Raw genomic sequence first — 22368 nt, forward strand, 5'->3', positions numbered from 1 at the left:
CTGTTTTTTACACTTCAGAATTGCAATCCCAAAGTCATCCTTTTTTAATTGATGATTAATGTTTGAATTGCCAATAATTAAACCTACCTTTGCACCCGATTTGGCGATGTTGCCAGATTCGTTATTTTAATTCATGAACAACCCATTTATTGAACTGGGAATCCGTCATGATATTGTTAATGCCATCTCTGAATTAGGATTTGAAAATCCTACTCCAATCCAGGAACAGTCAATCCCGGTATTGTTAACAGGCAGCAACGATTTTGTCGGATTAGCCCAAACCGGGACCGGTAAAACAGCTGCCTTTGGACTGCCGTTATTAGAACTATTAGATTTCGAAGAAAATCATCCGCAGGCTCTTGTTTTATGCCCAACACGCGAACTTTGTTTACAGATCGCGAAAGACATAAACAACTACGCCAAAAAAATGAACAACGTACATGTTGTTGCCGTTTATGGCGGTGCAAGCATCAGCGACCAACTACGTCAGATCCGTCGTGGTGTGCAGGTTGTTGTAGCCACACCTGGCCGTATGTTGGACATCATCAACCGTAATGCGATCGACTTTTCGCATATCAAATACGTTGTATTAGATGAGGCAGATGAGATGCTCAACATGGGCTTCCAGGAGGATATTGACAGTATTTTATCAACCACCCCCGACGAGAAAAAGACCTGGCTGTTTTCGGCCACTATGCCTGCAGAGGTAAGAAGAATTGCCAAAAAATACATGGATAACCCTTTTGAGTTAACCATGGGCACCAAAAATACAGGTAACCAAAATATCGAGCACGAGTACTATGTAGTACGAGCCCGTGATAAATACGCTGCCTTTAAACGCATTGTTGATAACAACCCCGAGATCTTTGGTATCGTATTTTGCCGTACCAAAATTGAAACTCAGGAAATTGCCGAAGCCCTTATTAAAGACGGTTACAATGCCGACTCTTTACACGGCGACCTTTCGCAGCAACAACGCGATAAAGTAATGAAACGCTACCGCGAGCGCAGCCTGCAATTGTTAATTGCTACTGACGTTGCCGCACGTGGTATCGACGTTAACAACGTAACACACGTTATTAACTACTCATTACCTGACGAGATTGAGAACTATACCCACCGTAGCGGCCGTACTGCACGTGCAGGCAAAAGTGGTGTATCTATCTCTATCGTAAACAGCAAAGAGCTGGGCAAGATCCGTCAGATAGAACGTGTTATTGGTAAAAAGTTCATCAAAGCTGAAATTCCATCTGGTTTTGATGTTTGCGAGAAACAACTTTTTGCTCTTGTACACAAAGTACACAACGTAGAAGTTAACGAGGAGCAGATTGAGCAATACATCCCGCGTATTATGGATGAGTTTGCTGATATGAGCAAAGAGGACGTGATCAAACGTTTCGCTTCGCTTGAGTTTAACCGCTTCTTAGAGTACTACCAAAACGCACCGGACCTTAATGCTCCTGCAGATGATTTCCGCAGCAGAGAAGGCGCACAAGGTGATCGTTTTAACCGCGATGGCATGCGTGCAGAATATACACGCCTGTTTATTAACTTAGGCAGTGTTGATGAGTTTAACCGCGGCGACCTGCTGGGTTACATTTGCAACAATGCTAAGATCACAGGTCGTAATGTTGGCAAAATTGACGTTAAAGGTGTTTACTCTTTCTTTGAAGTAGTTAATGCCGATGTAGATAACGTAATGAACAACTTTAAAGGCGTTGACTTTAAAGGCCGTCCGGTACGTATCGAGATCTCTGGCGAAGGTGTTAGCAGCAGTAACCGTGGTGGCGGTGGCCGCCGCGAAGGTGGTTACCAGAAACGCGAAAGCGGTTACCGTGGCGACAGACGCGAAGGTGGCGAACGCCGCGAGAAAAGCTTTGCCGGTGGCGGCAATAGCGGTGGTGGTTTCCGTGATTTTAGTGGCAAACGCCGCGAAGATCGCCCGGAGCGCCGCAAAAGGTTTTAGTTTAGTTTTAATATGCCTGCGGTTTAACCGCCGCAAGGCATTGTTTTTAGTTTTGTTTTTTGCAAAGCCTTCCGTTCCACCGGGGGGCTTTTGTTTTATTTGGTAAACTCTACAGCTACCGAATCCTCGGGCATTACCAGGCTAAGGTTACGCTCATCCAGCTTTTTGATCACAAATTTGGTATAGGGCTGGTTGCCTTCAAACGAGGTGAAGATGGTATCGGCTTTCATAAAATAATCCTCGGGGATGGGCGATGCGCCATCTTCCATGGTAAACTGCTTATCGGTTATTTTAAGCGTTATGGTACTATCTTCAGATTTCCATGTACCAATCAGCCTCTTATCGGTTTTTGGGTTGGTGTGGCAGGCGCTCATGCCCAATACTACTGCACCGGTTACGTGTACAAATACTAATGCGAAAGTTTTCAATATGGTAAAGGTATTTAAAAGTGTCTTTGTCCGTCCGCTGCGGGGAACGGACAGACAATACACTCCTAGTGTTTCTTATTTAGAGGCCGGCTTATCAACCAGCTTGGCCTTTGGCACATAAATGTGGTGGCCTTTTTTATTTACGTAATAGTAATACGAATTTTTATCGATGTAAATGGTTTGGCCTTGCGGGCCTACCTTTTCATCATATTTTTTATCGGCCACTGCCGATGCCCCTTTTGATGCCAGCTCAGCAGTTTTATTGCCCACGGCACTGCCGGCTTTCTTAGTAGCGTTCCATCCTTTCTTGGCGGTGGTGCCAACTTTTTGGCCTAAAGTGGTATCCTTATGTGTTTGTGCCATAGCCGATGATGCCGCGAATAACGAAGCTGCAAACAGGGCTGTTTTAAATAACTTTTTCATGGTAGATGTTGTGATTAAATTAACACTGATGTTAACTCAATTTCTCTGCCAGTTTTTGCATTTCAACAGCGGGCGGGCTTTTCTTGTACAGAATAGCGTAAACGGCCTCGCAAATAGGCATTTCTACATTGTATTGCTTATTTACCTCGTGTAGGCAATTTACTGCATAATACCCCTCTGCAATCATATTCATCTCTAACTGGGCCGACTTAACGGTGTAACCCTTGCCTATCATATTACCAAAGGTACGGTTACGGCTAAACTGCGAGTAGGCGGTTACCAAAAGGTCGCCCAGGTAAGCCGATTCTTTAATGTCTCGGTCGATAGGATGTACCACATCTACAAAGCGCTCCAGCTCGCGGATGGCATTTGATATCAGTACCGATTGGAAGTTATCACCGTAACCAACACCATGGCAGATACCACTGGCCATGGCATAAACGTTCTTTAGCACAGCACCATATTCGGTACCGTAAATATCATCAGATACTACAGTTTTAATATAACGGGTACTCAGCATACCGGCAAATACTGCGGCTAATTCCGTATCCTGGCAGGCTATGGTTAAGTACGATAGCTTCTCCAGCGCTACCTCTTCGGCGTGGCAGGGGCCGCTTATCACCAGTATTTTCTCGAACGGGATACCATAGGTCTCGTGCAAAAACTCGCCGATGATCTTGTTCTCATCGGGCACAATACCTTTAATGGCCGATACAATGTTCTTTCCCTTCAGGTCATCAGCCGTGATACCGCTTAATGCTTCTTTCAGGAAAGCTGCCGGTACGTTCAATAATATGAAATCCGCATCAGCAATAAGTGGTTTTAACTCGGTGCCGATATTCCCGGGCTCCAGTTTTATCTCAACCGAACTTAGATAGTGCGGATTATGACGAAAGTTCTTGATATAGTCTGCTGCTTCGGCATTACGCATCCACCAGGAGATTTCTTTGGTGATGGTATTGTCGGTAAGCATCTTGATATTGGCTGTGGCCCAGCTTCCGCCGCCAACAACTGCAATTTTATTTGTTTGCTTAAGCATTAATAGAATAAATGTCCCTACCGGCTATTTGGTTTTGCCGGTGCCGCAAATTAGTGAAAATATGCGAGGTTAATAGTCTTGAGCCTTGATGTTGTCATTTCGAACGAGGTACGAGGAGAAAACTTCTGCAAGCGATACTTACACAGTAGAAGATTTCTCCTCGCTGTTGCTCGTTCGAAATGACATTGTTTGTTAAACAAAAAAGGACAAGATCTTCATCCTGTCCTTCTTAAACTCATATATAAAACCAAATTATTTCTTCGCGTCAGTAAACAGTTTTGATTTATCCACCTTCTCTACCAGCATACCATCATTCAGTGTTTTAGAGATAGCCGCAAATGGCGCTGACACTACTTCTTCGCCGCCTTTTAGGCCCGATATGATCTGGATATTGGTATCATCCTGTATGCCTGTTTTTACTTCAACTTGTTTCACCTTATTGCCTTGCAGTACATAAACATACTCTTTAGCCGGCGCATCTGATGCTGATTTCTTATCGTCAGAACTGTCATCCTTTTTAGGTGCGGCATCTTTCTTTTTATCATCGCGGGTAGTTACCGACTGAATAGGTACCGAAAGCGCTTTTACGTGGTTGGTATTGATATCCACTGTAGCTGTTAACCCCGGACGAAATGGCGAGTGGTTCTCGGCATTCTTTCTCAGGATATCCATGTATGATTGTGCAGTGATGCGAACTTTAACCGTAAAGTTAGTCACCTGGTCGGCATTGGTACCCACTACGTTGGCCGAGCTACCTATCTCTATCACCTCACCAGAGAATTTCTTACCCTGGAAAGCATCCACTTCAATCTGCGCATTATTACCTACGTTGATACGGTTGATGTCGTTCTCGTTCACATCAACATTAACATCCATTTTGCTGAGGTCAGATATGGTCATGATCTCGGTACCGGCAAATTGCTGCGTTCCTAAAACGCGCTCACCTTTCTCAATAGATAATTTTGACACCACACCATCAACCGGTGCATAGATAGTGGTTTTAGCCAGGTTATCTGATGCCTCTTTAACCGAAGCTTGTGATTGCTCTAAACCAAATTTTGAACCTACCACGTTTTGGCGGGCAGCCTCTAAAGCTGCTTTTGCCCCCTCGTAATCAGCTTTAACTTTGTCAAACTCGGCAATGGTCAATACTTTTTTATCAAAAAGTTCCTTGCTACGTTTGTAGGTGGCTTCCTGGTTGGCAAAAGTGGCTTCAGATTGTTTAAGCATTTGCGCAGAGTTACCTACGCTTGCTTTTTGTGTATTGTATGAAGCTACAGCACGCTCATAACCCGATTTTAAGATATCCGGGCGGATGCGGCACAGCAACTGGCCCTTTTTTACCACATCGCCTTCTTTAATCGGTAGCTCAACTACCTCGCCTGATACCTCGGGGCTTATTTTTACGGCTACGTGTGGTTTAATTTTACCGCTGGCAGATACCATCTCGTTTATATCGCGGCTCTCGGCCTTCTCAACTGCAACCTGCGTTAGTTGCGGCTTACCGATGATGCCTGCCGATTTCAGCACTATCATCAGCACAATAAAAGCGCCAACGCCAATCAGAATATATTTAGTAGTTTTTCCCATGATTATAGTATCAATTAAGTTTTAGGGTTATAGTGTTATAGGGTTTCCGAGATAGTAATCAATGATCTTATTTCTGAATACCAGCTCATACTGCGCATTGATCATATCAAACTGCGATTTATTTAAGTTGGTAAGCGAAGTGTTGTAATCCAACGAGTTAACCAAACCAACGTTATAGCGCTGCTGAATTACGTTGAATGCCTCTTTATTGGCATTATAAGTTTGTGTGGTGCTTTGCAGCTTTTTATTAGCCGCCTGCACATCCCATACCGCCTGGTAAATTATCTTACTGAGGTTATTGCGCGCCAGTTGCACACCAACAACAGCATTCTCATTAGTGATCTTGGCTTTACGAACCGAAGTGCGCGCACTGAAACGATTAAATATAGGGATCTGTAGACTTATACCTACCGATTGGTTAAAGTTGTCGCCAAGTTGTTTAAAGAAAGGATAGTTTGAATAAAGCGGGCTTATCCCCGGAGTTGTAACCGGGTTGGCGAAGCTGCCCCCAACAAACCCTACGGTATCTACACGGCCATTTGGAATGCCACCCAACAATTGCTTGCGCGCATCTGAATAGTTTGACCCTATTTGGCCAAACAGTACAACACTTGGGTAGTAATTGCCACGGGCAACTTTAATATCCTGCGCAGCTGCTTTCTGCCGGGCTTCGGCGAGGCCTACATCGGGGTTTACGGCAAGGGCTGTTTTCAAAACAGTTTCGGCATCAAAAGCTGTAGCCAGTTGCTTAAACTTACTAATATCGGGCTTCTCAAAACTGATCTGGGTTGATGGCGGCATCTCCATGTACTGTTTCAGGGTAAGGATAGACAGCTCCAGCTGGTTCTCAGCAGTGGTGTAGTTCAGGTCGGCAGTTGAACCCTGTGCTTTAGCCTGTGCCAGGTCGGCAAGGGTTTGGTTACCTACGTCAAAGTTTTTTTGAGCCCGATCTATGGTAATTTTGGCAACATCTATTTGTTGTTTAGCTGCGGTAACCAAATCCTGATTGGTTAATATCTGCAAGTATTGCGTAACCACATTAAGCACCAGGTCGTTTTTTATTTTAGAGGTATTGCTGCGGTCAACATTCAATAATAATTTATTGGCTACGATCTGGTTGCGCAACTGCCCACCCTGAAATAAGGTTACCTGCGAAGTAATATTACCGCTTAGTGCAAAAATACGCTGGTTAATGAACTGGTTGGTAGATGGGTCAATATTACGACCGAAATTGAATGAACCCTGCGGCCCTGCCGTTAAGTTTGGAAGCAGGTTATATTTTGATTGCTTAACGTTTTCTTCAGATAAAGCTTCGCTGAACTGGGCCTGTTTGATGGTTAAATTGCGCTCGAGCGTAAGGTCAATAGCGCGTTGCAGCGTTATTACTTCTTGCGCTTTGGCACTATTATTAAATGCCGATAGTGATATGAGGCAGGCAATAGTTACTTTTGCGATGGGTAAGTTTAGTTTCATATTTAAATGTGTACAATTATAAGTAACTGATAATTACCTTGCGACCTTTATTTTGTTTATAAAAAAACTAAGCATTTAACTCTATTTTAGAATGTACCTGGTTAAGACCCCCTGGTGGCTAAAAAAACTTTATCCGCAACTTGTATGGAATGCCGAACCGGGTACCCGCTCTATTTTTTTGACTTTTGACGACGGCCCTATACCCATTGTTACACCCTTTGTTCTAAATATTTTAAAAAAGTACGATGCCAAGGCCACCTTCTTTTGCATTGGCGATAACGTACGCAAACACCGCGACGTTTTTGAAGAGGTAAAAAAGGCCGGCCATACCATTGGCAACCATACCTACAACCACCTGCGCGGCTGGAAAACCGACGATCAGGTTTATCTTGAAAATTACTTAAAAGCTAACGAACTACTTAATGCCCCGCTTTTTCGCCCACCTTACGGTCGCATAAAACGTTCGCAGATAAAATTACTGCAGCAGGCCCGGCCCGATATTAAAATTATTATGTGGGATGTACTAAGCGGCGATTTTGATATGGGCCTAAAAAAAGAAGAAGCCTTAGCAAATGTGATAAAAAATGCCGGCGATGGTTCCATCGTACTGTTTCATGATAGTGTGAAAGCATTTATGAAAATGGAATATGCCCTGCCCCTGGTGCTGGAGCATTTCAGCAAACTGGGTTATACGTTTAAAGCTTTGTAGGTAGTTAAGCCGGAGACAATGAGTGCTCCAGTTCCATATTTAAGATAGGGTAAGGCTTGCCTGCACCATCCAATTCGCTGCGGCCCGTTACCTTAAAACCCAGGCATTCATAAAAGCCGAGCGCCTGCTGGTTCTGCTCGTTTACATCAACTTTTGTAATATTCAGGTTCTTAACTGCATGATCCATCAGCTTTTTGCCTATGCCTTGTCCGCGGGTATCAGGGTGGATAAACAGTGCCTGCACCATTTCTTCGCCTATGGCGATAAAGCCATTTATGTGGCCATCATTGGCAACACAATAAACATCAAGCATGGGCAAAAAAGTGGCAACCAGTGGCCGGTAAAATTCGATATCTTTTTCGGAAAGGAAATGGTGCGTTGCCCTTACGGATGCTTCCCAAAGCTCCAGCAAAACCGGATACTCTGCTAATTGAGGTTGGCGGATGTTGTTCTGCATAAGGTAAAGATATAAAAAATCGAGTTTTGATGCATTTCAAATCAGTTCTTCGTTAGCGATGGCAGTGGTTATTATGAATCGTTAGTGGATGTCACTTTCTTTTTTTCCTCTAAAAAGAAAGTAACCAAAGAAAAAACTCGCGACTTGGTAACGCGCTACAATGGTTGTGCTGTTGCAATGCCTGTGCTATCCGCACGTTACACTATGTCGCATTTTCCGGTGGCCTTGGGTCAGTGCTTTTGTTTTTCTTCATTTTTGCTTTTTCTTTTCCAGTCAGCAAAAAAGCTTCGGGCGAAAGCGGGCAGAACAATGGTGGACGGTGTGTTGGCAAGGGCATAGCAATACTTGCCGATGGCGGGCCCTTGCGCGAACAAAGTTGGGGCAAGATTTTGCAGCCCGTGGTTCTGCGCGATTTGCAGGGTAAAGGCTTTGTGCGGCAAAGAAGCCTCTTTGCTGTATGATTTTTTGCTACTTTTTGATCAAGCAAAAAGTAGTAGCCCCTGCGGCAATGAGCAGACTAACGTTAATAACGCACAATCACCTCTAAGCGACATTGGCAAGAACAACTTTTCTACCCAAACAATACCAAGCCCTTGTAAGTTATACATTTAGCACCCGCGAAAACGATTATGAAAAGATGGACTACATTAGCAGCGCTAATGGGTGTATTGCTATTTTGCACCTGTAGCAAAGACAAACCCGCGAACAACGGCACCGACAACACCCCCGGCGACCCGTCGGCATTGACCGATAAGGTACTTACCGAAAACCTCAGTTTCCCCTGGGAAATTTTGTGGGGGCCTGATAATCAGCTTTGGATAACCGAACGTGGCGGAAAAATAAGCCGGATAGACCCGGCAACGGGCAAAGCAACACTTTTATTAAACATTAGCGAGGTAGAATCGCGCGGTGAGGGTGGCCTATTAGGAATGGTTTTGCATCCCGACTTTACGGCCACGCCCGAGGTTTTTGTGGCTTACAATTATCTTAAAGGCGGCAACTACGTAAAAAAGGTGGTGAAGTTTACTTATGGCAACAATACATTAAGTAACCCGGTGGTACTGATAGATAACATTCCTGGTGCTAATACGCACAACGGTACACGGTTGGCTATTTCGCCGGATAAGAAACTCTATATTACCAGTGGCGATGCAGCCGAGTCGTCACGTGCGCAGGATAAGAATAATCTTGCAGGCAAAATACAGCGTATTAACCTTGATGGTAGTATCCCGGCAGATAACCCTATTGCCGGCAGCGCGCTATGGAGTTTTGGCCATCGCAACCCACAAGGTTTAGTATTTGTGGGCGACAGGCTCTACAGCTCGGAACATGGGAACAGTACCGACGATGAGATAAACATCATCCAAAAAGGACGCAATTTTGGCTGGCCAAATGTGGAAGGCTTTTGTAATACTGATAATGAGAAAAGTTTCTGCGGTGCAAATGATGTGATAGAACCCATACAGGCATGGACGCCAACCATCGCCCCATCGGGTATTGATTATTATAACAACGATGCTATCCCCCAATGGAAAAACTCATTGCTGTTAGCCGTGCTTAAAGACAGCGAATTACTACAGATACAACTAAACAGCGCAGGCACTGGGGTAAGTAAAGTGAACACTTTCTACAAAGGTAAATACGGCCGCATGCGCGATGTTGCCATATCGCCGGATGGTAAGGTGTATATTGTAACCAGTAACGGGAATAATGACAAGGTGATAGAGGTGAAGGCGAAATAGTTTCTGTCACTTCGACAAAATAAGTACTTTTACCGTGTTGGGCAGGTATTTTATTTCCCACCAGTTTACGGCCTTATCAATTATATCATGCGTTTCAAAAGTCCTCGCTTTTTAGTATTTACCGCAGCAGCTGTTATCGTATTAAACAGTTGCAAGAAAAGCACACAGCCAAATATAAGCTTAAGCCTAACAGGCACCTATACAAGCGCAACCATTTTTGAGTTGGGACAAGTTCAGATGTTTACCGCAGCCGGTCAGGTTACAGATGTAAACCTTGTTAAAGATTTTGCAAGGAGAAGGCAGCTCGATTTTTCATGGGAGAAAACAGGGCCAACTAATTTCGGCAGTGGTAAATTTGTATTCGCTAATGATAATGAAGCCACTACTGATGTGCCAAACAGGTATGGGGTTATCGCGCCTGCCAGTTTTACTGTTACAGACAGGTCATCAACCGGTTTTGTGTTAAAACAGAACGAGGCTATAAAAAACGGGGTTCAAAAAAGCTCCCTCAGATCTGCTCAACTCGTTATCCTTTCAAACCAGTTGCAGCCTATCTCTAACTGCCATACCGAAATATCCGGCCAGGAAGACAGATGCGACTACAACTACCTTATCCCTTTTGTAATTGCTAACAATAACCTCAAACTTGCCTATTACACAGTAGCCGTGCACAGCGAACAAGGAAGCTCGTTACAGGGCTATAGTACTACCACAGTAGGGCTTTTTAATAAAGCAGTAACCCAACAGCTTATTGCCGACGATACACTGGTTGTACAAACCAAATTACTGCCGTTATCAAAAAACTGATCGCCCGTTTTTTTCAACCATCTTATTTAGAATATATCCAAATAGCAATTGCCTAAAGCCCTAACTGTGAATAAAGTTTATATTTTGTAAATTCGCGGCTGTCGACCCAAAATGGGTTTGCAACATCTTAATTACTACAATAAAGATCAATTATTATGGCCTTTGATATTGACATGATCAAAAAGGTTTATGATCGCTACAGCACCCGTGTGGATGCTGCCCGCAAAGCGACCGGTAAGCCTCTTACTTTAACCGAAAAAATATTATACGCTCACTTATCAGAGGGAGACGCTAAAAAAGCCTTTGAACGCGGTACCGACTACGTGGATTTTGCACCAGACCGTGTTGCCATGCAGGATGCTACTGCCCAAATGGCGCTTTTACAATTTATGCAGGCTGGCCGCCCGCAGGTTGCTGTACCATCAACCGTACACTGCGACCACTTGATACAAGCCAAAGTAGGTGCTACTACAGACTTAAATACAGCTGTTGATGTTAACCGCGAAGTTTATGACTTCCTTTCATCAGTATCTGATAAATACGGTATCGGTTTCTGGAAAGCCGGTGCAGGTATCATTCACCAGGTAGTGTTAGAAAACTACGCTTTCCCGGGTGGTATGATGATAGGTACCGACTCACACACACCTAACGCAGGTGGTTTGGGTATGGTTGCCATTGGTGTTGGCGGTGCCGATGCTTGTGATGTTATGGCCGGCTTACCTTGGGAGCTAAAATTCCCTAAATTATTAGGCGTTAAATTAACCGGTAAATTATCTGGTTGGTCATCAGCTAAAGACGTTATCTTACGTGTTGCTGGTATCCTTACTGTAAAAGGTGGTACCGGTTTCATTGTTGAGTACTTTGGCGAAGGTGCACGTTCATTATCTGCTACAGGTAAAGCTACTATCTGTAACATGGGTGCTGAGATCGGTGCTACAACTTCTATCTTCGGTTACGATGAAAAAGCAGGTGTTTACTTGCGCGGTACAAAACGTGCTGATATTGCCGACCTTGCTGACGCTGTTGCTGAGCACTTAACCGGCGATGATGAAGTTTACGCTAACCCTGAGCAATACTTTGACCAGGTTATCGAGATTAACCTTGATGAGCTTGAACCACACGTAAACGGTCCGTTCACTCCGGATCTGGCGTGGCCTATCTCTAAATTTGCACAAGCAGTTAAAGAAAACAACTGGCCAGCAATTCTTGAGGTTGGTTTGATAGGTTCTTGTACAAACTCTTCTTACGAGGATATTACCCGCTCTGCATCAATTGCACAGCAAGCTGTAGATAAAAACCTGACCACTAAAGCCGAGTTCACTATTACTCCGGGTTCAGAGCAGGTACGTTACACTGTTGATCGCGATGGTTACTTAGATACTTTCGCTAAAATGGGTGGCGTTGTATTGGCTAACGCTTGTGGCCCTTGTATTGGCCAGTGGGCACGTCATACAGATGACCCTACACGCAAAAACTCTATCATCACGTCGTTTAACCGTAACTTCGCTAAACGCCAGGATGGTAACCCTAATACCCACGCTTTTGTGGCATCACCAGAAATTGTTACAGCATTTGCTATTGCAGGTGACTTAACTTTCAATCCGCTTACTGATACTTTAACCAATGCCAACGGCGAGCAAGTTAAACTTGACGAGCCACAAGGTATTGAGATGCCGATAAACGGTTACGCAGTTGAGGATGCAGGTTACCAGGCACCAGCCGAAGATGGCAGCGGTGTACAGGTTATTGTTAGCCCTGAGTCTGCTCGTTTGCAATTATTAGCACCATTCGCTCCTTGGGAAGGTACTGATCTGAGCGGCCTTAAACTGCTGATAAAAGCTAAAGGTAAATGTACTACTGACCACATCTCTATGGCAGGCCCATGGTTGAAATTCCGCGGTCACTTAGATAACATTTCAAACAACATGCTTATCGGTGCTATCAACTACTTTAACAACAATGCTGATAGCGTTAAGAACCAATTAACCGGCGAATACGGACCAGTTCCGGCTACTCAGCGCGATTACAAAGCTGCCGGTATCGGTACTATTGTAGTGGGTGATGAGAACTACGGTGAAGGTTCATCTCGCGAGCATGCTGCGATGGAGCCACGCCACTTAGGTGTACGTGTTATATTGGTAAAATCTTTTGCCCGTATCCACGAAACCAACCTTAAAAAACAAGGTATGCTGGGTATCACCTTTGCAGATCCTAACGATTACGATAAAATTCAAGAAGATGACATCTTCGATATCACCGGCTTAACCGAGTTTGCCCCAGGCAAACAGCTTACTGTTGTATTACACCATGCAAATGGCACAACAGAAAGCTTCCCGGTAAACCACACTTACAATGCACAGCAAATTGAGTGGTTTAAAGCAGGTGGTGCGTTAAACATCATCCGTAAGCAAATGGCTTCTTAATAAGTAAAAAGTCAAAATTAAAAAGTAAAAAAGCCTTTCCAGTTTGGAGAGGCTTTTTTTGTTAGCCTTTCCCCAACCCCTCTCCAAAGGAGAGGGACTTAAGCATCGCATCATTGCGAGCGATAGCATGACAATCCTCGATACGCAGAACCATTCTTTATATGAGAATTACCCCTACGTTAAAGCTCTTCTTAATTACGAAGCCTCTATAACTTTTGTATCTTAGCTATCCAATATAATATATATGAAACTCCTGAAGCTTACCTTTTTGCTCCTGCTACCAATAACATCATTATTTGCGCAAAGCAAAACTGCGCCTGTTATTACCGATGCTTTTAGCGACTCGTTAAAAGTTCAGATACCTCGTATTGCGCCGACAGAACTAAGCATAAAAAAAATAACATATGTAGGCAATATCGCTGCCGATGGCAAGGTAATGAAGGCTTTAATTATGCGACAGGAAGGCGGCGGCAGCGAGGCGGAAGCCAAGTTTGTTGTTACTTTAAGAGCACTTATCCTGGCAGCACCCGCCTGGAAGCCTGCTTTTGATACCGCCTCAAACACTGCTGTGGAAGATGAGGTAAAGTTTACCATCGAATTAAAAAAAGGTGATGTGAAGATAAAACAGGATAAGTAGCCTTACGTTTGAGGTATTGAGCCGCGCTCATTGCACTTAACAGATTCTTCGCTGCCGCTCAGAATGACAAGTTTGATTTTTGGTTACTTTGTATCAAGACAAAGTAACAACCCTCCGCGGCTATTGGGCAGACTAACATTCATTCTTCGCACAGGCTTGTCCTCTGAGATTGCTTCGTTCCTCGCAATGACGCGTTTACGGTGGCTTCCGAATCCTCTTTTGATTTTATCAAATCCTTTTCCCTACCTTGCAGTAACTAAACCGATGTGTGATGGAAGCACAAGAAAGAGAGTTTTGGGCGCGATTGCAAGGTTTTGAGATCGATGACCCGGCGGCCGGCTTCAAATTTTCGGCCCGCCTTGCCCGTGAGAACGGATGGACCATCCCCTATGCCCTGCGTGTTATTGAGGAGTATAAGAAATTCATTTTCCTTTGTTGCGTAACCAAACAGGGCGTTACACCTTCAGACCCGGTAGACCAGGCATGGCACCTGCACCTTACCTTTACCCGCTCCTACTGGACAGACCTTTGTAAAAACACTCTGGGTCAGGAAATCCATCACAATCCCACGAAAGGCGGCAAACATGAAGCCAACAAATTTGATGGTTTTTACACTTCAACCCACCAACTTTATAAAGATAAATTTGGCCACGAGCCACCTGCGGATATTTGGCAGGATAACCATACACGCTTTTCTGACATTAACTTTCAGCGGGTTAACCGCGGCAAATATTGGCTGATAAGAAAGCTACCAATAACAATCTCCACAGTTATAATACTAATAATAGTTGCAGCCTGCGCTACACTCATACAAGCTACAGATAGTTACGTACCGTTTGTTGTGATAGGAATATTTATACTGATAACGAGAGTAGTTTACAGGGCAGAATCTGGCAAAGACCAAACGCGTAATAGTAATGATAATTCTGGCGGTACAAGCGGCTGCAGCGGCTCTGACTTGCACAGTAATGATAGCCATCACGGCCACTCCGGTTGCAGCGGCGGGCACCACGGCAGCAACAGCGGCTGCAGCAGCAACAGTGGCTGCTCTGGTTGTTCATCGTCAGGATGTAGCGGATGCGGTAGTGGTTGCGGGGGCGGGGGAGATTAGCGTTTATTAATCAACACACATACTGTCGTCGGCAGGGTCATAAAAAGATTTTATTTTACTCAGCAATTTCACGCTGCCGTCTTTGTCAACCTGTACTGTTTCTAAATAATAAGGATGGTAGCATCCAAATGATACATAGCTAAACACTTTAACTATGTAGTGCCCATTCTTCTCTAAAACGCTTGATACTGCAGGCTTACCAACAAACCTATATTTTTTCCTTTTATAAAAATCATCGAATACAGCAAACCCATTCCTGTTTAATATCGCGTAAGCCAAAGCTTCTTGCTTTGTAGAAATTGGCGCGTACATTTTTTGCAACTCGAGGCGATTATTTATCAGAACGTAATCATCAGGCGTCTTCACGAGGATCTTTCTTGCTGCGGATATAAAGCCCCCTTCTATCCAATCCTCTTCTTGCACCGATGCTTCATTTTCAACATCCAATAACACCTGATACCCTAATGCTATAGGATAATTAGGGGTTAAACCACCTAAATGCTTAGGGGCTTTATACGCAGAGACTTTAAATCTCTTATCGAGTTGCTTGTAAACACCTGTATCAATATTATTAGTAGGCACATTTAGCTTAATGTGGTTCTGGGCTTGGCAGGCCGAGCAAATAATGCTTACGCACACTATTATAGTAAGAAAAAAAGGATTGGTTGACATAGGTTCGGTTTTTACCAAGATACGCCATAGTTTTTTTATCCCAAAAAAGGCGATGATCTCTCACCGCCTTTTTTAATTCTATTCTGTTTCCGTAAGCTGGAAGCTGATGCTATGCTTAGACACGGACTGAAAGCCCGCGCCAGCACTTTGTTTTATTTCTACTCGCCCTTCAGGGGGCTGGGGGCTTTAATGGAATCGCTCCTTCAAGAACTGCCCTGTATAGCTATCTTCTTTTTTGATCAAGTCTTCGGGCACTCCTTCAAACACTACGTTACCGCCGCGTTCGCCGCCCTCGGGGCCGATGTCGATAACCCAGTCGGCACATTTGATCACGTCCATGTTATGTTCAATAACCAGGATGGTGTTGCCGTTCTCTATCAACGCATCGAATGATTTCAGGAGCTTCTTGATATCGGCAAAATGCAGACCGGTTGTAGGCTCATCAAAAATGAACATGGTTTTGTGGGTATTGTTACCCTTCACCAGGAAACTGGCCAGTTTTATACGCTGCGCCTCACCACCCGATAGGGTGTTTGATGATTGGCCCAACTGTACATAACCCAAGCCCACATCAACCAATGGTTTTATTTTGGCTAGTATCTTAGGCTCTTTGGCGAAGAACTCTACAGCCTCATCAATGGTCATATCCAGCACTTCAGATACGTTCTTCTCGTTGTAGGTGATATCAAGGATGTGCTGCTTAAAGCGTTTACCCTCGCAGGCCTCACAGGTAAGGAAGATATCAGCCATAAACTGCATCTCTATCTTCACCTCGCCCTCGCCCTGGCAAACATCACAACGGCCGCCCTCAACGTTAAAAGAGAATGCCGATGGTTTTAAACCGCCTGCTTTTGCGGCAGGCTGGGCAGCGTACAGGTTACGGATCTCGTCCCAAGCCTTAACATAAGTAACCGGATTGGAGCGCGATGAACGGCCGATAGGGTTTTGGTCAACCATCTCTACCTGTTCAATTTTATTGTAATCGCCTTCAATGCTATCGAAAGCACCGCTTTGGTCGCCGTTATAGTTTCCAAGCGTTTTTTGCAGGGCAGGTGCCAGAATACGTTTCACCAAACTGGTTTTACCCGAGCCTGATACACCGGTAACCACCGTAAGTACTCCTAACGGAAACTTAGCCGTGGCATGTTTAAGGTTATTTTCGCGAGCGCCTTTTATCTCGATATAGTCGTGCCATTTGCGGCGGCTTTTCGGGATAGCGATCTCTTCCCTTCCGCTCAGGTATTTGCCCGTAAGGCTGTCGTCATCGGTAATAATCTGATTGTACGTACCGGTGAAGATCAAATTACCGCCATGCGTACCGGCCTCAGGGCCAATATCGATGATATAGTCGGCAGCTTTCATGATCTCTTCCTCGTGCTCAACCACCAAAACGGTGTTACCCACATCACGCAATGAGCGCAATACAGAGATCAGTCTTTCCGTATCTCGCGGGTGCAAACCGATGCTTGGCTCATCCAAAACATATACTGAACCCACCAGGCTACTACCCAGCGAAGTTGCAAGGTTAATACGCTGCGACTCACCACCTGATAGAGTATTCGATAAGCGGTTCAACGTCAGGTAACTCAAACCCACATCATTTAAAAACTGCAGACGACTGGCGATCTCCATCAGCAAACGTTTACCAATTTTTTCTTCGGTTTCACTCAGCTTCAGGGTACTAAAAAAGTCCGAAGCCCTGTCAAGCGGCATCAATACCACATCGGTTATCGACATGCCATCTATTTTCACATAAGAAGCATCCTTGCGCAGGCGGCTGCCCTTACACTCGGGGCAGGTAGTTTTTCCACGGTAGCGCGATAACAGCACACGGTACTGGATCTTGTAGGTCTGCTCTTCCATTTCTTTAAAGAAAGCATCCAGTCCGCGGAAATATTGGTTACCCGTCCACAACAAACGTTGCTGTTCTTCGGTCAATTGATTGTACTGGCGATGGATAGGAAAATCGAACTTGATGGCACTTTTCACCAGCACATCGTTCCACTCGCGCATCTTTTCGCCACGCCACGGGGCAATAGCGCCCTCGTAAACGGTTTTACTTTTATCGGGGATAACCAGGTCCTCATCAATGCCGATCACTTTGCCATAGCCCTCGCAGCGTTTACAGGCACCATAAGGGTTGTTAAAGCTAAAGAAGTTTGGTGTAGGCTCTTCAAAGCGCATCCCATCCAGCTCAAATCGGTCGCAGAAGAAACGTTCGGTCTCATTCTCCGCACCATCTTCGCGGTAACGTACATAACAATCGCCTTTACCTTCAAAAAAAGCGGTCTGCACAGAATCGGCCAGGCGACTGATAGTTTCGTCTTCCATGTTTTTGGTTACACGGTCAATCACGATGCGCACATGCTCATCGTAACCGTCAGATTGCTCATGGTCATCTGTAGCTTTTTTCTTTTTCTTGCTTTTTACTTCGGTATCGGCAGCAATACTTTCGTCCTCAAGCAGGCTCTCTATGCGGGCCAACTGGCCGTCTAATTCTACGCGTACAAAACCTTTTTGCATCAGTACCGCCAGTTCTTCTTTTAAACTGCGGTTATTGTGCGGGTGCAGCGGGCAAAGGATGGTCACCTGCGTTTCATCCGGCAAAGCCGAAACAAAATTTACCACATCGGTTACGGTATCACGTTTTACTATGCCGCCCGATACCGGCGAAATAGTTTTGCCAATGCGCGAGAAAAGCAATTTAAGGTAATCATAGATCTCAGTTGATGTACCCACGGTTGAGCGGGGGTTGCTGGTGATCACCTTTTGCTCGATGGCGATGGCCGGCGCAATGCCTTTTATGTAGTCAACATCGGGCTTGTTCATACGGCCCAAAAACTGGCGGGCATAAGATGATAAGCTCTCCACGTATCGGCGCTGCCCCTCGGCATACAGCGTATCAAACGCCAGCGACGATTTGCCGGAACCCGACATACCCGTTACCACCACCAGTTTATTTTTGGGGATAGCAACATCAAGGTTTTTAAGGTTATGCACCCGGGCACCTTTTATTATAATGTGTTTCTGCGGATCTTTATCTGCTTCTTTGATCATTTCTTTGGCATATAGATCATTGTTCATAGATCATAGTAGCTTTTTTTGCTCTCAACTAAACCTTAGGCTTAACATGTAGTCTAACAAGTAAGTTTTTGGCAATGAACCATGAACTATCAACCATGAACTCTAAAGTGCAAAAATCCTAAAATTTTTAGCCTTTTGCAAATGAGTTTTGGTTTAAAAGATGAGTATGAAGTATTTACTAAAAGTAGTTTTTTAAGCAGGGCAAACAATATTTGGCAAAACGCATCTCTCCCCGCTAAAAAATATTTGCTTTTATTTTTTAATATGATTATGTTTGAGGTAAGATTTTTAATTCACCCTAACACGAAACGCTATAGATAGAACTCTACATTTATTAAGTTAATAACGTACAAGAATTTAATTTAGTTTATCAGTAGCATTTCTATGGATTTTCAATTGAAAAGTGATCAGGATCTAATCCATCTCTATATAGCCGGTGAAGAAGCGGGACTCGTTGAGTTGATACGCCGTTACCAGGCCAAAATTTACACCTCTATTTATTTACTGGTTAAGGACGAAGCCCTTGCCGAGGATATCTTTCAGGATACTTTCATCAAAGTAATTAACACGCTTAAAGCGGGTAAATACAATGAGGAAGGTAAGTTTTTGCCATGGGTTACCCGTATTGGCCATAACCTGGTGATAGACCATTTCCGCCGCGAGAAACGCGCGCCAATGGTTAGCGGCGGCGACGACTTTGACATCTTCGAGGTGCTTGGCCACTATGACGAAAGTGCCGAAGACCGTATGGTACGCGAGCAAACGCATAAAGACCTTAAAGCTTTAATACAACTTTTACCTGCCGAGCAGAAAGAGGTTTTGATTATGCGCCACTTTGGCGATATGAGCTTTAAAGAGATTGCCGATGTTACCGATGTAAGCATTAATACCGCCCTTGGCCGTATGCGCTATGCATTGAACAACCTGCGCAAAATGATGCAGAACAAAGAGCTGAGCTTAAAGAATTAGAAAGGGTAACGACAGGCCCTACACTTTTCGTTAAACTAAAATATTTTACAAAATAAAAGTCCCCGGTATATAATATATCGGGGGCTTTTTAGTTTAATGGTTGTTAGTTTGGATGACCGCTGCGGAAGGAAAAATGAGGCGATAAAAAAATTTCATTTAATTTTCATCTTTCTAAAATAATCATCAAAACTTATCGTTATTTTTATACTTAACAAACAAACAGCTTATGGGTGAAACCTTTACAACAACATTTAATGCGTTCACTAATAAAGCACAGGTGAAAGAATCTGATGTACATGAAAACTTAGAAGCGGACGATGTGATATTTTATCACTCCATCCGGGCGGAACTTGATCTTCTGAAGAAAAAGCCGAATCCGCAAACCATTCATCAGATACTTAATTATTCAAAAAGCCTGCGTTAATTAGTACGCAAACACGTTACTGGTTCATAGTTCAAATTGAGGGTAGTATTATCCTGTTTTTGAGGTATGAACCTTTCTATTTTTAGGGGCCTCTCCCCAACCCCTCTCCGAGGGAGAGGGGCTTTAGAAAACTTTACTTTTAAAGTCTCCCCGCCAGCTGGCGGGGGAGATTTAGAGGGGGCTTCTTCAATTAATTGTCCTTCCCCCCTTGCCCATCTCCCTCTAATTAAAGATTTTTGTAAAAGGTTCGCTTAAACGAACCGCTAACCAAATGCTCAAAAAAGAACGCTACAAGTACTTTGTAGAATATTTCTCCAAAAACCAGCCCAACGCCGTTACCGAACTGCATTATAATAGTCCTTATCAATTGCTGGTGGCGGTGATACTATCTGCCCAGTGTACCGATAAGCGCATTAACCAGGTAACGCCAAAACTATTTGAGCGCTTCCCCGATGCTGCCAGTCTTGCGGCTTCTGATGCCGATGAAATATTCCCATACATCCGCAGTGTGAGCTATCCTAATAACAAGGCAAAGCACCTGGCCGGAATGGGTAAACTGTTGATGGAAAATTTTAACGGAGTAGTGCCTTCTGATCTAAAAGACCTACAAACCCTGCCCGGTGTTGGCCGCAAAACGGCGAATGTGATCGCCTCGGTGGTATTTGATGCGCCGGCTATTGCTGTGGATACGCATGTTTTTAGGGTATCAAACAGAATAGGATTAACTACCCGCGCCACTACCCCGCTGGCAGTGGAGAAACAACTGGTAGAATATCTGCCGCAGGATACTTTGGCTATTGCCCACCACTGGCTCATATTGCATGGCCGCTACATCTGCGTGGCCCGCACACCGAAGTGTGAGATCTGTCCGCTTACCTGGTTTTGCAAATATTACGAACAACATAATACCGAAAAAGCCCTTCTTAAAGCCGAGGCCGCCAAACAAAAGAAAGCCGAAGCCGCCAAAAAGAAACGCACGCTGAACACCATCAGCAAAGAGCTAAAGAAGCGCAGTGTTGATAAGAATAATTGATTGGTTGAGGATGGTTGGGTAAGTTTACCAAACAACTGTGTCATTGCGAGCGACAGCGTGGCAATCTCCTCGCGTGCAAATAAACGCGACAAGATTGCCACGTCGCTACGCTCCTCGCAATGACATTTTGATCAATAAAAAATATTTACTAAAAAAATTAGCATTTAATAAAAATACTACTATATTTGTTTCACATTAGATTTTAAGATGAGCAACACAGATAAATTGAAAGCATTGCAGCTTACGCTTGATAAGCTGGAAAAATCATACGGTAAAGGTACCATCATGAAACTGGGCGAATCGGTTGTTGAACAAACCGAAACTATCTCAACCGGTTCATTGGGCCTTGATATTGCCTTGGGTGTTAATGGCTTGCCAAAGGGCAGGATCATTGAGATCTACGGCCCGGAGTCATCAGGTAAAACCACTTTGGCTATCCATGCAATTGCCGAGTCGCAGAAAAAAGGTGGCATTGCTGCTTTTATTGATGCCGAGCACGCGTTCGACCGTTTCTACGCTAAAAAATTAGGTGTTGATGTAGAGAATCTTTTGATCTCGCAGCCGGATAACGGCGAGCAGGCATTAGAAATTGCTGATAACCTTATCCGTTCTGGTGCTATTGATATCCTGGTTATCGACTCCGTTGCTGCCCTTGTACCAAAGGCAGAGATAGAAGGCGAGATGGGCGATTCTAAAATGGGTTTGCACGCACGTTTAATGTCGCAGGCATTGCGTAAACTAACAGGTACCATCAGCAAAACCGGATGTTGCTGTATCTTCATCAACCAGTTGCGCGATAAGATCGGTGTAATGTTTGGTAACCCTGAGACCACTACCGGTGGTAACGCCCTTAAATTCTACGCTTCGGTACGTTTAGATGTTCGCCGTATATCGCAAATTAAAGATACCGACGAGGTATCTGGTAACCGCGTTAAGGTGAAGATCGTTAAAAACAAAGTTGCGCCACCGTTCCGTATCGCCGAGTTCGATATCATGTTTGGTGAAGGTATCTCTAAAGCAGGCGAGATCATTGACCTGGGTGTTGAGTACAACATTATCAAAAAAGCAGGTTCATGGTTCAGCTACGGCGAAACCCGCTTGGGCCAGGGCCGCGATGCAGTTAAACAACTGATAATGGATAACCCTGAACTTGCCGAAGAACTGGAAGCCAAAATAAAAGCAACCGTTACCGGCGATTCACTGGTAGAGGAATAGGCCGACATACGTTTCGCCCCGATAGGGTGAAGGTAATTAATATCGAATAATGAATGTTGAATGTCCAACGTCGAAATATTTCTTCACTTCATTATTCGATGTTCAAAATTCTGTGTTCGATATTTATATTTTTGAAAGCTTACCGTACGATAAGCCACTCGAATCA

21 protein-coding genes are annotated in these 22368 nt (G+C 44.3%); 12 read left to right on the forward strand and 9 right to left on the reverse strand.

Features of this window, described 5'->3' with window-relative positions:
* Positions 1-133 precede the first annotated feature (133 nt).
* Entirely contained in the window at positions 134-1966 is a 1833-nt protein-coding gene (locus D0C36_RS11520) for a DEAD/DEAH box helicase (RefSeq protein WP_117391781.1), read from the forward strand.
* Between the two features lie 95 nt (positions 1967-2061).
* Here the strand turns inward: D0C36_RS11520 and D0C36_RS11525 are convergent, their stop codons facing one another.
* The 5 genes from D0C36_RS11525 to D0C36_RS11545 form a co-directional block, all read right to left on the reverse strand.
* Positions 2062-2394 carry a hypothetical protein gene (locus D0C36_RS11525; protein WP_117391782.1) on the reverse strand — a complete coding sequence of 111 codons (333 nt, stop codon included), beginning with the start codon at positions 2392-2394 and terminating at the stop codon, positions 2062-2064.
* Between the two features lie 75 nt (positions 2395-2469).
* Positions 2470-2817, reverse strand: a complete 348-nt coding sequence (locus D0C36_RS11530) for a hypothetical protein (RefSeq protein WP_117391783.1) — start codon at positions 2815-2817, stop codon at positions 2470-2472.
* 31 nt (positions 2818-2848) lie between these two features.
* A complete protein-coding gene (locus D0C36_RS11535; protein WP_117391784.1) occupies positions 2849-3856 on the reverse strand; it encodes an NAD(P)H-dependent glycerol-3-phosphate dehydrogenase in 1008 nt (335 codons plus the stop codon).
* Positions 3857-4108: 252 nt separating this feature from the next.
* Positions 4109-5446 carry an efflux RND transporter periplasmic adaptor subunit gene (locus D0C36_RS11540; protein WP_117391785.1) on the reverse strand — a complete coding sequence of 446 codons (1338 nt, stop codon included), beginning with the start codon at positions 5444-5446 and terminating at the stop codon, positions 4109-4111.
* 27 nt (positions 5447-5473) lie between these two features.
* Entirely contained in the window at positions 5474-6919 is a 1446-nt protein-coding gene (locus D0C36_RS11545; RefSeq protein WP_117391786.1) for a TolC family protein, read from the reverse strand.
* Positions 6920-7010: 91 nt separating this feature from the next.
* Here D0C36_RS11545 and D0C36_RS11550 point away from each other — a divergent pair, with 91 nt between their 5' ends.
* Positions 7011-7628 (forward strand): polysaccharide deacetylase family protein, encoded by a 618-nt coding sequence (locus D0C36_RS11550; protein WP_117391787.1) that lies wholly within the window; start codon positions 7011-7013, stop codon positions 7626-7628.
* Between the two features lie 4 nt (positions 7629-7632).
* Here the strand turns inward: D0C36_RS11550 and D0C36_RS11555 are convergent, their stop codons facing one another.
* Positions 7633-8085, reverse strand: a complete 453-nt coding sequence (locus D0C36_RS11555) for an acetyltransferase (protein ID WP_117391788.1) — start codon at positions 8083-8085, stop codon at positions 7633-7635.
* A gap of 230 nt (positions 8086-8315) precedes the next feature.
* Positions 8316-8525, reverse strand: coding sequence for a hypothetical protein (locus D0C36_RS24380; RefSeq protein ID WP_147321985.1), 210 nt, complete (start codon positions 8523-8525; stop codon positions 8316-8318).
* A 189-nt stretch (positions 8526-8714) separates the two neighbouring features.
* Here D0C36_RS24380 and D0C36_RS11565 point away from each other — a divergent pair, with 189 nt between their 5' ends.
* The 5 genes from D0C36_RS11565 to D0C36_RS24670 all read left to right on the forward strand — a co-directional run bounded on the left by D0C36_RS11565 (position 8715) and on the right by D0C36_RS24670 (position 14805).
* Positions 8715-9827: a PQQ-dependent sugar dehydrogenase gene (locus tag D0C36_RS11565; protein WP_199502007.1), complete on the forward strand. Its 1113-nt coding sequence runs from the start codon at positions 8715-8717 to the stop codon at positions 9825-9827.
* Positions 9828-9914: 87 nt separating this feature from the next.
* Positions 9915-10634, forward strand: a complete 720-nt coding sequence (locus D0C36_RS11570; protein ID WP_117391791.1) for a hypothetical protein — start codon at positions 9915-9917, stop codon at positions 10632-10634.
* 155 nt (positions 10635-10789) lie between these two features.
* Positions 10790-13057, forward strand: a complete 2268-nt coding sequence (locus D0C36_RS11575) for an aconitate hydratase (RefSeq protein WP_117391792.1) — start codon at positions 10790-10792, stop codon at positions 13055-13057.
* A 244-nt stretch (positions 13058-13301) separates the two neighbouring features.
* Positions 13302-13694 carry a hypothetical protein gene (locus D0C36_RS11580; RefSeq protein ID WP_117391793.1) on the forward strand — a complete coding sequence of 131 codons (393 nt, stop codon included), beginning with the start codon at positions 13302-13304 and terminating at the stop codon, positions 13692-13694.
* Positions 13695-13965: 271 nt separating this feature from the next.
* On the forward strand, positions 13966-14805 hold the full coding sequence (locus D0C36_RS24670) for a glycine-rich domain-containing protein (RefSeq protein WP_199502008.1): 840 nt from the start codon (positions 13966-13968) through the stop codon (positions 14803-14805).
* Positions 14806-14811: 6 nt separating this feature from the next.
* On the opposite strand, the gene D0C36_RS11590 is transcribed toward D0C36_RS24670, so the two are convergent.
* Both D0C36_RS11590 and uvrA read right to left on the reverse strand, forming a co-directional pair.
* Entirely contained in the window at positions 14812-15387 is a 576-nt protein-coding gene (locus D0C36_RS11590; RefSeq protein ID WP_147321986.1) for a hypothetical protein, read from the reverse strand.
* A gap of 276 nt (positions 15388-15663) precedes the next feature.
* On the reverse strand, positions 15664-18534 hold the full coding sequence (gene uvrA, locus D0C36_RS11595; RefSeq protein WP_199502043.1) for an excinuclease ABC subunit UvrA: 2871 nt from the start codon (positions 18532-18534) through the stop codon (positions 15664-15666).
* Between the two features lie 168 nt (positions 18535-18702).
* On the opposite strand from uvrA, the gene D0C36_RS11600 reads away from it, so the two are divergent.
* The 5 genes from D0C36_RS11600 (at position 18703) to recA (ending at position 22202) form a co-directional block, all read left to right on the forward strand.
* Entirely contained in the window at positions 18703-18882 is a 180-nt protein-coding gene (locus tag D0C36_RS11600) for a hypothetical protein (protein WP_117391795.1), read from the forward strand.
* Positions 18883-18945: 63 nt separating this feature from the next.
* A complete protein-coding gene (locus tag D0C36_RS11605; RefSeq protein ID WP_117391796.1) occupies positions 18946-19530 on the forward strand; it encodes an RNA polymerase sigma factor in 585 nt (194 codons plus the stop codon).
* A 226-nt stretch (positions 19531-19756) separates the two neighbouring features.
* Positions 19757-19954, forward strand: coding sequence for a hypothetical protein (locus D0C36_RS11610; protein WP_117391797.1), 198 nt, complete (start codon positions 19757-19759; stop codon positions 19952-19954).
* Between the two features lie 271 nt (positions 19955-20225).
* A complete protein-coding gene (gene nth / locus D0C36_RS11615) occupies positions 20226-20987 on the forward strand; it encodes an endonuclease III (protein ID WP_117391798.1) in 762 nt (253 codons plus the stop codon).
* 207 nt (positions 20988-21194) lie between these two features.
* Positions 21195-22202: a recombinase RecA gene (gene recA / locus D0C36_RS11620; RefSeq protein WP_117391799.1), complete on the forward strand. Its 1008-nt coding sequence runs from the start codon at positions 21195-21197 to the stop codon at positions 22200-22202.
* Positions 22203-22368 lie beyond the last annotated feature (166 nt).

This window comes from Mucilaginibacter conchicola, from assembly GCF_003432115.1.
In the GTDB taxonomy this organism is placed as follows: Bacteria; Bacteroidota; Bacteroidia; order Sphingobacteriales; family Sphingobacteriaceae; genus Mucilaginibacter; species Mucilaginibacter conchicola.